Below are 14340 nucleotides of genomic sequence, written 5' to 3' on the forward strand. Positions count from 1 at the left end.
GCTCTCAAAATTTTGAGAGCTTTTTGCGGTCTGGACGGGACTCGAACCCGCGACCCCATGCGTGACAGGCATGTATTCTAACCAGCTGAACTACCAGACCGTTGCGTTATTGCGGGTGCAAATATAACATGCTTTTTTGTTTCTGCAAACTTTTTTTTAAAAAATTTTAAAATTTATTTCTACTCACTAAATAAGTGGTGAGTATTTTATTGTAATTTTCTCTAATATCTACAGGCACATAATTAATTTTATACTGTAAACATTTGTTTTTTAAACTGTCAAAAAAATCCGTAACAGCTTTATTATAAGATTCTTTAATAGTCTCTGCGTATAAATTTATTTCTTGTCCAGACTCAACATCAACAAATTTTTTGGGTGAATTCTCAAAATCAAAATTAAATTCTAAAAGTTTGTCGTACGTATGAAATAAAATAACCTCATGTTTATTATACTTTAAATGTCGTAGTGCATCAAATAGTTCTTCATTATCTTTTGAAGGCTGAAACATATCAGTAAATAAAAAAATCATTGATCTACGATGAATTTTTTGAGCTATCTCATGCAGATATTGATATGTTTCTGTTGTTTTAGATTGTTTTGGTTGTTTTAACAAGGTTTCTAATTGATGTGTCAACAATTTTCTATGTCGATCACTTACTTTCTCTGGAGCATAATATTCATAGGAATCAGAATACACGCTTAAACCAACTGCATCTCGCTGTTTTTTTAATAATTCTATTAAAGAAGCAGCTGCAACTATAGAAAAACCAATTTTATTCAAATCATCTAAATGCTGAGTCTTCTTTATTGGATAATGCATAGAAGAAGAGTTGTCAATTATAATATGACATCTTAAATTAGTTTCTTCTTCATACTTTTTGGTATATAATTTCTCTGTCTTCGCATATAACTTCCAGTCAATATGCTTAGTGTCTTCACCTTTATTATATAATTTATGCTCAGAAAATTCTACTGAAAATCCGTGATACGGACTTTTATGCATACCTGTAATAAACCCTTCTACAACTTGTTTTGCTAAAAGGTCAAGGTTTTTTATTTCAGATGATTGTAATTCAGAAAGATTTATAGCCATTTACCGAAAATAAAAAAGGTTTGACATTTGTCAAACCTTTTTTATAGAATAATTTTTTTCTACTTATAATGCAGCGTCAATTTTATCTGTGTATGCTTTTTTAGGAGCAGCTCCAACTTGCTTAGCAACAACCTCTCCGTTTTTGAAAACTAAAACAGTAGGAATGTTTCTAACTCCATATTTAGCCGCAAATTCTTGATTTGCATCTACATCTACTTTACCAACTACCGCTTTACCTTCGTATTCTTTACTGATTTCGTCAATGATTGGCCCAACCATTCTACAAGGTCCACACCAAGTTGCCCAAAAATCTACTAATACCGGCTTATCAGACTTCAATACTGTCTCTTCGAATGTTGTATCTGTAATTTCTAATGCCATTCTTTTGTCTTTAATCGTTAATGCTTACAAATGTACTAATTTATTTTTCTATTCTCAATCTTAAAAAGATTGGTTTTTCTTATCTATAAATCAATTTTATAAATATGTTTGCTCAGTTATTTTTATAGTTAGATAATAATAGTAAATTTGCTGGCAACCTTAGAGGAAAGATTTGGTTATGATTGCAACCTCGTAAAAAAATGCTAAAGCAGTAATGTTTGGCTTCTTTTACGACCAACTTTTCTCTTACTAATTTAATAAACAACAAAATATGTCATATTTTTTTACATCAGAGAGTGTATCTGAAGGACATCCAGATAAAGTAGCTGATCAAATTAGTGATGCTTTAATAGACAACTTTTTAGCTTTTGATCCTAATTCAAAAGTAGCTTGTGAAACACTAGTTACTACAGGACAAGTAGTTTTAGCAGGTGAAGTAAAGTCGAATATTTATTTAGATGTTCAGAAAATTGCAAGAAACGTAATTAATAAGATTGGTTATACAAAGAGTGAATATATGTTTGATGGAAACTCTTGTGGAGTTTTTTCAGCAATACATGAACAGTCTGATGATATCAATAGAGGAGTAGATAGAGCAAAAAAAGAAGACCAAGGTGCTGGTGATCAGGGAATGATGTTTGGTTATGCAACTAACGAAACAGAAAACTTTATGCCTCTAGCGTTAGATTTATCTCATTTAATTTTAAAAGAGTTAGCTGATTTAAGAAGAGAAGGAAACGAAATTAAATATTTACGTCCAGATGCTAAAAGTCAAGTAACTATTGAGTATTCTGATGATAACGTTCCTCAAAGAGTAGAGGCTATTGTAGTTTCTACTCAGCATGATGATTTTGCTGGGGATGATGAAATGTTAGCTAAAATTAGAAAAGACATTAAAGAAATTTTAATGCCTAGAGTAATTGCAAAATTACCTTCACAAATTCAAGCACTTTTTAATGATGATATTAAGTATCACATCAATCCAACTGGGAAATTCGTAATTGGTGGTCCTCATGGAGATACTGGATTAACTGGTCGTAAGATTATTGTAGATACTTACGGAGGAAAAGGGGCACACGGAGGTGGAGCTTTTTCAGGTAAAGATCCTAGTAAAGTAGATAGAAGTGCTGCGTATGCTACACGTCATATTGCTAAAAACTTAGTAGCTGCTGGTGTAGCAGATGAGGTTTTAGTTCAGGTGTCATATGCAATTGGTGTTGTTGAGCCAATGGGTATTTTTGTAGATACGTACGGTACAGCTAAGGTTGATTTAACTGACGGGCAAATTGCGGCAAAAGTTTCAGAAATTTTTGATATGAGACCTCATGCTATTGAAGATCGCTTAAAGTTAAGAACGCCAATGTATAGCGAAACTGCTGCTTATGGACATATGGGACGTAAGAATGAAGTAATCTCAAAAACTTTTGAACAACCTAATGGAGAAACTAAACAAGTAGAAGTTGAATTGTTTACTTGGGAGAAGCTTGATTATGTAGATAAAGTAAAAGCTGCCTTTTCTTTGTAAGAAATAAGAGAAATGTAGTAATAATTTAAAAAACGCTTTGTACAATTACAAAGCGTTTTTTATTAAAGTATATATACATATAAAAGAAGAGTTACTATCGATTACATTAACTCTTCTTTTTTTATTCTTTTCTCTCAGTAAATTAATACAGCTTTACTTGATGTTAATTATATAAGGCATTCTTGCTTGGATACCTTCCATATTCTTAAATTGATTTATCTGATAAAACAATTCGTAATTTTCATCTCCAATTGCTTCTTTTATAATTTCTTCTTTATTCACTTTTCCAAAAGGAGAGAAGTTTAGCATTTCTTTTAAATCCTTTTTATAATCTGGATAATTTCTAATTCTGTAACTTTTAATGTCAGATAATTGAACTGCAACGTTAATGGCATCTTGTAAACCACCTAATTCATCAACTAATCCATTTTCTAAAGCTTCTTTACCAGTCCAAACTCTTCCTTGAGCAATAGCATCAACTTTTTCAAAACTCATTTTTCTTCCTGTAGCTACGCGATTAACAAAAGTGGTGTAGATTTGTTCCACTCCTTCTTTAGTAACTTCATAAAACTTTTTATCCATAGGTTCAAATAAGCTATATTTTGCACTGTTATTAGTAGCAACTTGCTCCGCATTAATTCCCATTTTCTTTGATAATTCATAAGCATTAGGAATTGCACCAAACACACCAATAGAACCTGTAATGGTTGTTGGTTCTGCAACAATAACATCAGCATTACAAGCAATATAATAACCTCCAGAAGCGGCTAAATTACCCATAGACACTACCAAAGGTTTTTCTTTTTTAGCTAGTTCTAACTCTCTCCAAATTAATTCTGAAGCTAAGGCACTACCTCCAGGAGAATTTACGCGTAATACAATTGCTTTTACACTTTTATCTTTAACTGCTTTTTTAATTGCTTTATTAATAATGCCTTGTCCAATAATATCTTCATTACCTTCACCATACATTATTTGTCCTTGTGCATAAATAACAGCAATTTTATCTTTTGCAGTAGATGAGATTCTTCCTTTTCCTGATTTGATATAATCAATAAGATCAATGGTGTTTGGCTTTGAACCTACAGCGTTTTCTAATTTTTCTAGATATTGGTCTTTATAAATAATTCCGTCAACAAGTTTGTTTTTTAAAGCAAGTTCTGCATTTCTTCCTTCGGTGTTGTCGGCAATAGCATTTAGTTGTTCAACTGAAATCTTTCTGCTCTTACTAATGTTATCTGTAAATTCAGACCAAATAGAGTTTAAGAAAGAAGTGATTTGCTCTCTGTTTGCGTCACTCATCTTATTATCTAGATAAGGCTCAACAGCGCTTTTATATTTACCATGACGGATAACTTCCATTTTAACACCATATTTGTCCTCAAAATCTTTGTAATAAAGAATTTCTGTAGAAAGACCAGAAAACTCAATCTGCCCAACAGGATTTAAAAATAAGCTGTCAGCAACTGAACTTACATAGTAATTCTTTTGAGTATAAATATCGTTGTATGCATATATAAACTTTCCAGATTCTTTAAATTCTTCTAGTTTTTTTCGAATAGCTTGTGTTTGAGCCATTCCTGCACTTATGTAATTTGTTTTGATGCTTATTCCTTTAATATTACTATCTAATTGAGCATTGTCAATAGCATTTAATATTTTATCAAGTGATAATTTTTCTTCATCAAGTTCTAAAGCTTGCGCAATCGGACTTGTGTCTTTGGGAGCGTAATCTTTAATTTGTTTGGTTAAATCTAATTCTAAAACCGAATTTGGCTTCACTACTATTTCTTCACCACCGCCAGCAATCGCAGCAATTAATAAGAAAAAGCAAAATAAAATAAATAGACTTATAAAAAAACCTAATATAGAGGCTAATAGATTGCGTAAAAACTTCATTTTTTAGTGTTAAAATTCGGGTGCAAATATACGTTTTTAGTACGATTCTACCATTGTAGTCTCATACGGTACTTTTGTTGGGCAAATTCAAAATAATTGAAGAGCTTGTAGTTTACGTCATAACCATAATCTACATGAGGATCATACAGTATGATGTTTTCATATATATTAGGGTTAAATCTCGAAGGATTGTTAACTCTAGAATTCCAGATAGACACATAGAAACGATTTTTGTTTTCAAGGAATATCTGTGAATGATAGCCTGGTGGTCTTGCTACGGTTACTAAATAATTATTAAAACCAGGATCTATGATAGTTATTTCATATTCAACACTATCATTTCTTATCACAACTGGTTCTTCCTTAACAGTGTATTCCTTATTTTTTGAAATTGAACCGCATGAAGTTAACATAAGTGCAAAGGAAAGGTAAATGATATGTTGAATTTTTATATTCATAGTTAACAATCTCTTATAAAGATAAAAAAAAGATACATCACTACAATGTATCTCTTTGTTTTAAAAGACGTTAATCTTTTGTTATTTTAATAAATCTGATTGGTTGAATAGATTATTTAAAGTGTTTTTTGACTTCTCTTTTCCGTCTAATAACCAGTTTAAATACTCATCTTCATTAGGTGTATATCCAACAGGTTCATTTAAAATTTGTTTCCCATCAGAGCTCAATAAAACATAATACGGTTGTGTATTCGTTTTAAAGAAAATTGTTTGAAAATGAGACCATTTATGTCCGTAATTTGTTAGTTTTCTAGTTCCTCCATTAATCCTGTTAACTACAATTTGTTCTTCTTTAGGAAGTTCTTTTTTATCATCAACATAAAGCGAAATCAATACATAATCATTACGTAAAACATTATCTACTTTCGGAATTGGCCAAACATGCTCTTCCATTTTGCGACAATTTACACAAGCATATCCTGTAAAATCTAACATGATTGGTTTGTTTTCCTTTTTAGCATACTCTAAGCCTTCTTTTAAATCTTTAAAGCAAGTTAAATTATTCGGACAGCTATTAGGATGTAAAATACTATACCCAACAGGAGGTGCTAAACCACTTAATAACGATAGTGGTGTAAATGTTTTAGTTTCTTCATTATACCTAAAACCAGTAGCTAAATAGATAGCAAAAGCAAATGAAGCTATACCAATTAGGATTCTAGTAATACCAATTTTTTGCATCGGAGAATCGTGCGGGAATTTAATCTTACCAAAAAGGTATAGGGCTAGCCCAGCAAAAATGAGAATCCAAATAAGTAAGAAAGGTTCTATTTTTAATAAGTCCCAGTGAGCTACTAAATCGGCATTTGATAAAAATTTAAAAGCTAAGGCTAATTCTAAGAAACCTAGAACAACTTTTACAGTAGTCATCCATCCACCTGATTTTGGTAAGGATTTTAACATGTTCGGGAACATGGCAAATAGAGTAAAAGGCAACCCTAATGCTACGCCAAATCCTGCCATTCCTGAAGTTAACTGCCAAGCACCTCCATCAGAAGATAAAGACCCAGCAAGTAGTGAACCTAAAATTGGACCTGTGCATGAGAAAGATACAATTGCTAATGTTAGCGCCATAAAAAAGACGCCAATAATACCACCAGAACCTTCTCCAGCTGTTGTTTTATTTGTCCAACTACTAGGCAATGTTAATTCGTAGTATCCAAAAAACGAACCGGCAAAAAACACAAAAACAATAAAGAAAATTATGTTTAACCAAATATTGGTAGAGATTTCATTTAAGATGTCTGGATTTATTGAATCTAATAAGTGAAATGGAATACTCAATAATAAGTATACAGCTAAAATAAAAAATCCATACAAAACAGCTTTAGAAACTCCAGATCCTTTAGAAGTATCTTTCTTTGTGAAAAAGCTTACAGTTAAAGGAATCATTGGAAATACACAAGGTGTTAGTAAGGCTAATAAACCGCCTAAAAAACCTAAACCAAAAATACTTAATAAAGAAGATGATTTGTTTTTCTTTTTAACATTTGAATTATCTGAATTGGAATTCAAATTGTTAATATCTGTAACAGGCTGTTGTAACTCATCGTTTGAAATTCCGTACAATAATTCAGAAGCTTCAGCATCACTTACATCAGCTTTTCCAGTGTTTTGATTTTGTGCGGTATTTGTCTTTCCAGAAGCAAAAATTAAATCTTCTGTTTTAGGAGGCAAACAACGAGTATCGTCACAGACCATAAACTGAACTTGACCATTGATTTTAGCTTTCTTATCTATTAGTTTAATTTTTTGTTTAAAAGTAGTCTTATAAGCAAAATATTTAATCTTCATTTTGAAGATTTTATCATCTTCAGTTATTCCATCTTCCTCTAATGTTTTTCCAATAAGTTCATAACTTTCATTAGGTTCAAATGTAAAAATGGTAGGTCTTGGTCCTCCCGTAGGAATTTCTTGTGCATATAAATGCCAGCCATTATCAATAGTTGCTGTAGCTACTAAATAAAATTCTTCCTCAGTTATTTTTTCAATACTAGTTTTCCATTTTACAGGTTCAAAAACCTGAGAAAAACTAATAAAAGAAGACATAATTGTAATATACAGAAAGAAAATTTTCTTCATAATTGATACTCTTAAATACTGTGAGACGTAAATGTAGTCTTTTTCATACAAATTGTTTAAAGCTGTTTTTATTAAATTTAACTCAAAATTATTTAAAATGAAGAAACGTTGTTTTTGGGTAAGTGATGATCCCTTATATATAGCCTATCACGATGAAGAATGGGGAGTTCCAGTATATGATGATGATACTTTGTTTGAGTTTCTAATTTTAGAAACCTTTCAGGCTGGGTTAAGTTGGATTACCATTTTAAAGAAAAGAGAGAATTTTAGAGAAGCATTTAATCAATTCGACTATAAAAAAATAGCTAAGTACAACGACGATAAATGTCAAGAACTATTAAATAATGCGGGTATTATAAGAAATAAGCTGAAAATAAAAGCAACCATCACGAATGCCCAAGCTTTTATGAAAGTACAAGAAGAATTTGGTAGTTTTTCAGAGTATATTTGGGTTTTTTGTAATAGTAAGCCTATTAAGAATTCTTTTAAAAACAAAGAAGAAGTTCCTGCTACAACGGAGCTTTCTGATAAAATTTCGAAAGATTTAAAGAAACGAGGTTTTAAGTTTGTAGGTTCAACAGTTATTTATGCGCATATGCAAGCTACAGGAATGGTAAATGATCATACTGTAGATTGTTTTAGATATAATGAAGTTTAACTTTTTTTTAATAGTTTTTGATTAGGTTTTATTTAATTTAAGTGCAATCTAAAATTATTATTATGTTAAAAGATTTTTTAAAAATTGATGGAGTTAAAGAGCTAGACAAAGAAAAGTTAAAGAATACTACAGGAGGTATTTTGACAATTACATGTGAATTTAGTGATGGCGGTAACTGGTCTGGTCAAACTTGTCAGTATCATGTTGCATCAGATATGGCAAGACATTGTGTAAACAGTGGAGGGTCTCCAAGTTATTCGAATTCAGACTTTGAATAATAACTGATATTATCAGTAACTAAAAAACTGTTGTTTAAACTACTTTTAGTTGCTGATTTTTAAAACGTTTGCTACTTCGGTAGGATCGAAATTCCATCTCCTATATGATCGCTATCACTTTCTCCACAACTTATGATACAAAGTGAAACAAATAGAGCTAAACTTGGGCTAATTACTTTTTCCGTAATTACAGTATTTGGTTAATTAAATTTGGAATCTAATCGAAGCTCTTGCAGAAATTTCAGAGCCTTCTATGAATTGTTTAGTAACGTCTACTCCAATAACAGTACTATCAGAAATGAAATAAGAAAGCGTTCCTCTAGCTACAAAATAAATTCAGCATTAGTATCTGTGTCTAATTGAACAGTTAAAAATCCTACTCCTGCGTTTGGTGCAATGTCCAAACCATCTGTAACTGAAATATCATATTTAATTAAAACATCAAAGGTCAAGGCGTAATCAATTACATCTTTAATAATTTCTGCTGGAGCTAGCTACGTAAGTTGAGCGATATAACCAAACCCTTCAGAAGAATCTCCAAAGTCATTATTAGCAACTAGCCCAATTCCATAATTGTATCCTTTACTAATTGTTGAAAATTGATAAGATAAAACCAGGCCTACTTTCAGCTAGCGTTGAGTTTTGTCTTGTTAAACAATTTGTAGACAGCAGACATACAATAATTGCGAGTAAAAATTTATTTTTCATTTGTTTGGAGTTTTAATTCAGGTCAAAATTAGAGTTAGAGATGTTTTTGGCTTTCGTTACAAATAAGTAATTTAGTCCCTACTTGTTGTTTTAAAATAATCAAGAATCTTAAGGAATATGGCTAAAAAAACGAAAGATCCAGGTTTTGGATATAGTTCTGCAAAAAATGTTAAAGGGATCATCAATAAAGACGGGACAACCAATATTGTTCATGTTAATAGGCCATTAAATATTGATGATTTATATACTTTTTTTATTGGATTAAGCTGGTGGAATTTTTTTTTATTTGTTGTTCTTGGATATACGTTAATTAATATCCTTTTTGGAATAGTATATGTTATCATAGGTATAGAGCAAATCACTCCAACGAAAGGAACTTTATTGCAAGATTTTTTAAATGGATTTTTCTTTAGTGCGCAAACACTTACAACAGTTGGTTATGGAGGTATTGCGCCAAAAGGAATAACCGCTAATATTATAGCAGCATTTGAGGCATTGATTGGGTTAATGAGTTTTTCTTTTATAACTGGATTGTTATATGGTAGATTTTCTAAACCAAAAGCAGCGATACGATTTAGTAATAATTTAATTTTAAGAGAATTTAATGAAGGTAGAGCTTTAATGTTTAGGTTGATGAATAGTAGAAAAACATTAATGATAGAACCAGAGGTTTCAGTAACGTTATCTATGAATGAAGAAGACGAAGAAACCGGCAAATACAAAAGAAGTTTTTTTGCAATAGACCTTGAACGAAAAAAGATTACCTACTTACCAACCATTTGGACAATCGTTCATATGATTGATGAAAATAGTCCGTTGTATAAGCTTTCAAATGAGGAAATAGAAAATTTAAATGCAGGTCTATATATATTAGTTCAATACCATGAAGAATCTTTTGGACAAAAAGTATATCAAACATCTTCCTATAAATTTACACAAGTTGTATCCAATGTAAAATATACGGCGTCTTCTAGTATAGATGAAGAAGGATATACAGTTTTAGATCACGATAAACTAAGTGAAGTGGAACCGTTATAATTAGTGGGTTAAAAGCTTTGATAAAAATAACAGCGCAATTGTAACTGCTAATCCTATGGCAACGTATAAAGCTGAGTTCTGATAATGCTTTTTGTTATTCTTTGCATCTTTTTTGTAACTAATAACCATCAAAATAACAAAAGCAACTACAAAGATGCTAGCAAATATAATTCTTCCAGTGGTAAACATTTTAAAGGCTATTAGTGAAGACATAAATTACTTGTTTTAATATAAATTTTGTTACTGTAAACTTTGTATTTTTAGCAAAAGTACTAATTAAATGAAAAAAGCAATCGTTTTTGGGGCATCATCTGGTATTGGAAAAGAACTTACTGAAGTTTTAATTAAAAATAACTATAAAGTAGCCATAACAGGTAGGCGATTAGATAAGTTAAAAGAGTTAGCAGATAAATACCCAGACCAAATTAGTATTAAGCAAAATGATATTCAACAGACAGATGAAGTTGAAAAAGTTCTTAATGAAATTGTAGAAGAGTTTGGAGAAATTGACTTAATAGTTCAGTCTTCTGGTGTAGCTTATATTAACCCTAAGTTAGAGTGGGATAAGGAAGAAGATACAATTTTAACCAATGTTTTAGGGGTTACCAAACTATACGATTTAGCGTATAATTTATTTAGAAAACAAGGATATGGTCATTTGGCAGGTATTTCATCAATAGCTTCCATTCGAGGGAATAGGGGAGCGCCTGCTTATTTTTCATCTAAAGCTTATCAGAAAGCATATTTGGAAAGTCTGTACATAAAAACCAAAACGTCTAAAAAAGTTGTTATCACAGATATTCGACCAGGTTTTGTAGATACTGCAATGGCTGTTGGAGATGGAATTTTTTGGATGGTTCCTTTAGAAAAAGCGGCTAAACAGATTTTTAATGCTATAAAACGTAAAAAACGAGTGGCTTATATTTCTAAACGATGGGGATTAATAGCTTTTGCGTTAAAGCTTATGCCAGCTTGGTTGTTGAAAAAAGTCTTTTAAAACGAGAATAAGAAGCATATTTAATATAGAATAAATAGAATAGAATGAAAGAAAAAATTCAAGCAGTTACCGAATTTCATGAAGCTTTTGGTTTGGGGTTAAACAAAAAACCAACCGTAACAATAGGAGAAGATAGGAAATTACTTCGTTTTAATTTGATGAAAGAGGAAAATGAAGAATATTTTGAAGCTGTTAAAAACAATGATTTAGTTGAAACAGCTGATGCTTTAGGTGATATGTTATATATCTTATGCGGTACTATTATTGAACATGGAATGCAACATAAAATCGATGAGGTTTTTAACGAAATTCAAAAAAGCAACATGAGTAAGCTAGGTGAAAACGGAAAACCAATTTATCGAGAAGATGGTAAGGTGATGAAAGGACCTAATTATTTTAAGCCAAATATTAAAGCAATTCTAAACCAAGAGTAATTACATTCCTGGCTCATTAAAATTGGTTAAATCAGGTTCTGCAATTTTTTCTAAAGCAGCTTCAAGTTGTGATACGCTACTCACCATTTTTTCAATATTTCCTTCTTCATCTACAATTAAATGAGTTGGAAATTGACGAACCTGTACTTGGTCTTTCATGTAAGATTCTTGGTTAGCAATTACAGGATGTCTAAATTCTTGTTTAGTTAAAAACTGAAGTAATTTATCCGATGTATCTGTAGCCATACTTAAAAATACTACATCTTCATATGCTTCGTATTTGTCATACAACTTATTAAGCTTTGGAAATTCATTAACGCTTGCTTTAGAATTTATTTCCCAACAAGTTACTATTACTATTTTGCCATTTGTAGACGCACTTGAGAAGCGATTTCCATTAATGTCTGAAAATTTAAATTCAGGTAATTTTTGTCCTATTCGATTAAAGTAAGCATATGCTATATCAGCCTCTTCTTTAATATGGGTAATTATTTTAGGATTTTTTACATCTTCGATTTTGTATAATTGATACATTACATTAGCAGAAAGTAACTTAAGAGGAGCAAAACTACCAGAGGTTAAATCACTTAAAAAGTCACCTTTGTTAATTTCCTTACCTTCGTTATCCAATGGAATAAAATCAGAAGACAGGTTGATGTTATCAATGTAATAGGTTTCCCATTTTGGAAAGTTTGATAAAATGGTAGCTACATCTGGGAAAAGATCATTATTACTAGTGTCAGTATCTATATCAGAATTATCTGTACTATCAACATCATCAGAATCGTCAGCATCATCTTCTTTTAAAGTATCATTAGAATCAGTGCTAGAATTTAGTGCAGTTTTTTCTTCAACAAGAAAATCTAATTCATCATTGTTTTGTTGATTAAAATTAGTCAATATATAAAAGGTGATGCCGAAGGCAACAGCCATTGTAACAATAGTAATTAGAATGTTTTTCATAATATTTTGTCCCGAACCTTTACAAATATATAAAAAAACATTGCAGATGTTATCTTTTCGTTATCAATTACTTATCTGCAAACTAAATTTTAAGCCTCCATCCATGAGGGTCTTCAGAAATATTGTATTGAATGTTCATAAGCTTTTCTTTAAAGAATAAAGCATAAGAATTTTCGATTTTAGGCAGATCAAAACTTTCACCTCCGTGGCTAAACCCAATAATAGGATTTACCACTGTAGCAGTTCCTGAACCAAAAATCTCTTTTAATTCGCCTTTTCTAGCAGCCTCTTTAATTTCAGCTACAGTAACTCTTCTTATTTCAACTTTAATATTATTGTCCTCAGCAAGTTGGATTAGTGACTTTCTTGTAATACCATCTAATATTCTATCATTATTAGGAGCTGTTAAAAGCGTATCGCCCACACGAAAGAAAATATTCATTGTTCCAGCTTCTTCTAAATATTCATGAGAATTGGCATCTGTCCAAATAATTTGCTGAAAACCTTGTTCATGAGCTAATTTTGTAGGGTAAAATTGAGCGGCATAATTACCTGCTGCTTTAGCAAACCCAACACCACCATCAGCGGCTCTACTATATTGTTCAGCAAAAACTACTCTTACTTCTCCAGCGTAATAAGCTTGAGCAGGAGACAAGATAATCATGAATTTATACTCATTTGCAGGAGAGGCAGAAATTGCTGGTTGAGTTGCAATCACAAATGGACGAATGTACATAGAATTACCAATTCCTTTTTTTATCCAGTCTTTATCTAAATTTAAAAGTTGCTTTAAACCGTCGAAGAAATAATTTTCAGGAAATTCAGGAATAGCCAGACGAGCAGATGATTTATTAATTCTTTTAAAATTTTCATCAGGTCTAAATAAAAAGACATCATCATTTTCGTCTTTGTACGCTTTCATTCCTTCAAAAACAGCTTGCCCATAATGAAAAACTCTAGCTGAAGGAGCCATTGAAATCTCTCCATAAGGTTTAATAACTGGGGTTTGCCATTTGCCATCTTTATAATCACATTCAAACATGTAATCTGTAAAAACAGTTCCAAATACTAAATTGTTAAAATCTACAGTATCAATTTTTGATTGTGAAATTGGAATAATTTGAATATTTGAAGTGCTCATAAATAAAGATTTAGTTAATACCGCTAAAGTACAAAATAGCAACGAGTTTATAGAAGTAATTTAAGGATTCAAAGCAGTTTAAAGTTGTATCTTTACCACTTGAAACTTAATAATTAACTTATAATGAAAAACTTACTTATTTTATTTTGTGGTTTATTTTTAGCTTTAATTTCTTGTAAATCTGAGAAAAAAGAAACACCAACTGAAAAAGAAACTATAGAAGTAACATACGCTTCTTTTGGGGAAAAAATCTCAGAAGAAGGAGCTTTATCTAAGGAACAGGCTTATGAAAAGTACAATTCAATGAATATTGGAGATACGCTAACAGTTAAGTTTGCTACTAAAATTAACGAAGTATGTTCTAAAAAAGGATGTTGGATGAAAGTTCCAGTTTCTGATTCTGAAGAGGTGATGGTTCGTTTTAAAGATTATGGTTTTTTTATGCCTTTAGATAGTAATGGTAAAGAAGTAATTATAGAAGGTAAAGCATTTATTCAAGAAACTTCTGTAGAAGATTTAAAGCATTATGCTAAAGATGCTGGTAAATCAGAAGAAGAAATAGCAAAAATTACTGAGCCAAAAAAGGAAAAAACGTTCCTAGCACACGGAGTTTTATTAAAATAAT

At 31.1% G+C, this 14340-nt stretch carries 16 protein-coding genes and 1 tRNA gene; 7 read left to right on the top strand and 10 right to left on the bottom strand.

Translation table 11 applies throughout. From position 1 onward, the window contains the following. Nucleotides 1-26: 26 nt before the first annotated feature. The 3 genes from EV195_RS02810 to trxA form a co-directional block, all read right to left on the bottom strand. A tRNA-Asp gene (locus tag EV195_RS02810) sits at nt 27-100 on the bottom strand. A gap of 66 nt (nt 101-166) precedes the next feature. Next, nucleotides 167-1093 carry a DUF58 domain-containing protein gene (locus tag EV195_RS02815; protein ID WP_394851306.1) on the bottom strand — a complete coding sequence of 309 codons (927 nt, stop codon included), beginning with the start codon at nt 1091-1093 and terminating at the stop codon, nt 167-169. A gap of 63 nt (nt 1094-1156) precedes the next feature. Next, entirely contained in the window at nt 1157-1474 is a 318-nt protein-coding gene (gene trxA / locus EV195_RS02820) for a thioredoxin (RefSeq protein WP_132792606.1), read from the bottom strand. Between the two features lie 271 nt (nt 1475-1745). On the opposite strand from trxA, the gene metK reads away from it, so the two are divergent. Then, nucleotides 1746-2999, top strand: a complete 1254-nt coding sequence (gene metK, locus EV195_RS02825) for a methionine adenosyltransferase (protein ID WP_132792609.1) — start codon at nt 1746-1748, stop codon at nt 2997-2999. A 153-nt stretch (nt 3000-3152) separates the two neighbouring features. On the opposite strand, the gene sppA is transcribed toward metK, so the two are convergent. The 3 genes from sppA to EV195_RS02840 form a co-directional block, all read right to left on the bottom strand. Next, the gene (sppA, locus tag EV195_RS02830; RefSeq protein ID WP_132792612.1) at nt 3153-4898 is read right to left on the bottom strand and encodes a signal peptide peptidase SppA; all 1746 of its coding nucleotides are present in this window, start codon (nt 4896-4898) and stop codon (nt 3153-3155) included. A 47-nt stretch (nt 4899-4945) separates the two neighbouring features. Beyond that, a complete protein-coding gene (locus EV195_RS02835; RefSeq protein ID WP_243693049.1) occupies nt 4946-5311 on the bottom strand; it encodes a DUF6146 family protein in 366 nt (121 codons plus the stop codon). Between the two features lie 126 nt (nt 5312-5437). Further along, nucleotides 5438-7498 carry a protein-disulfide reductase DsbD family protein gene (locus tag EV195_RS02840; RefSeq protein ID WP_132792618.1) on the bottom strand — a complete coding sequence of 687 codons (2061 nt, stop codon included), beginning with the start codon at nt 7496-7498 and terminating at the stop codon, nt 5438-5440. Between the two features lie 97 nt (nt 7499-7595). On the opposite strand from EV195_RS02840, the gene EV195_RS02845 reads away from it, so the two are divergent. Together EV195_RS02845 and EV195_RS02850 are read left to right on the top strand one after the other, a co-directional pair. Next, on the top strand, nt 7596-8156 hold the full coding sequence (locus EV195_RS02845) for a DNA-3-methyladenine glycosylase I (RefSeq protein ID WP_132792621.1): 561 nt from the start codon (nt 7596-7598) through the stop codon (nt 8154-8156). A 62-nt stretch (nt 8157-8218) separates the two neighbouring features. Then, nucleotides 8219-8434 carry a hypothetical protein gene (locus tag EV195_RS02850; protein WP_132792624.1) on the top strand — a complete coding sequence of 72 codons (216 nt, stop codon included), beginning with the start codon at nt 8219-8221 and terminating at the stop codon, nt 8432-8434. A gap of 323 nt (nt 8435-8757) precedes the next feature. Here EV195_RS02850 and EV195_RS16885 read toward each other — a convergent pair whose 3' ends face one another. After that, nucleotides 8758-8886: a hypothetical protein gene (locus EV195_RS16885; RefSeq protein ID WP_262708519.1), complete on the bottom strand. Its 129-nt coding sequence runs from the start codon at nt 8884-8886 to the stop codon at nt 8758-8760. 373 nt (nt 8887-9259) lie between these two features. On the opposite strand from EV195_RS16885, the gene EV195_RS02855 reads away from it, so the two are divergent. Beyond that, nucleotides 9260-10180: an ion channel gene (locus tag EV195_RS02855; RefSeq protein ID WP_132792627.1), complete on the top strand. Its 921-nt coding sequence runs from the start codon at nt 9260-9262 to the stop codon at nt 10178-10180. On the opposite strand, the gene EV195_RS02860 is transcribed toward EV195_RS02855, so the two are convergent. Then, nucleotides 10181-10393 (bottom strand): hypothetical protein, encoded by a 213-nt coding sequence (locus tag EV195_RS02860; protein WP_243693050.1) that lies wholly within the window; start codon nt 10391-10393, stop codon nt 10181-10183. Nucleotides 10394-10460: 67 nt separating this feature from the next. Here EV195_RS02860 and EV195_RS02865 point away from each other — a divergent pair, with 67 nt between their 5' ends. After that, a complete protein-coding gene (locus EV195_RS02865; RefSeq protein ID WP_132792630.1) occupies nt 10461-11177 on the top strand; it encodes an SDR family NAD(P)-dependent oxidoreductase in 717 nt (238 codons plus the stop codon). Between the two features lie 44 nt (nt 11178-11221). Next, nucleotides 11222-11611, top strand: coding sequence for a pyrophosphohydrolase domain-containing protein (locus EV195_RS02870; protein ID WP_132792633.1), 390 nt, complete (start codon nt 11222-11224; stop codon nt 11609-11611). On the opposite strand, the gene EV195_RS02875 is transcribed toward EV195_RS02870, so the two are convergent. Further along, entirely contained in the window at nt 11612-12574 is a 963-nt protein-coding gene (locus tag EV195_RS02875; protein WP_132792636.1) for a TlpA family protein disulfide reductase, read from the bottom strand. Nucleotides 12575-12656: 82 nt separating this feature from the next. Beyond that, entirely contained in the window at nt 12657-13715 is a 1059-nt protein-coding gene (locus EV195_RS02880; RefSeq protein ID WP_132792639.1) for a branched-chain amino acid aminotransferase, read from the bottom strand. A gap of 123 nt (nt 13716-13838) precedes the next feature. Here EV195_RS02880 and EV195_RS02885 point away from each other — a divergent pair, with 123 nt between their 5' ends. Beyond that, complete coding sequence (locus EV195_RS02885) at nt 13839-14339, top strand: DUF4920 domain-containing protein (RefSeq protein ID WP_132792642.1); 501 nt, start codon at nt 13839-13841, stop codon at nt 14337-14339. Nucleotide 14340: the final 1 nt, after the last annotated feature.

This window comes from Tenacibaculum skagerrakense (genome assembly GCF_004345825.1).
Classification (GTDB): Bacteria; Bacteroidota; Bacteroidia; order Flavobacteriales; family Flavobacteriaceae; genus Polaribacter; species Polaribacter skagerrakensis.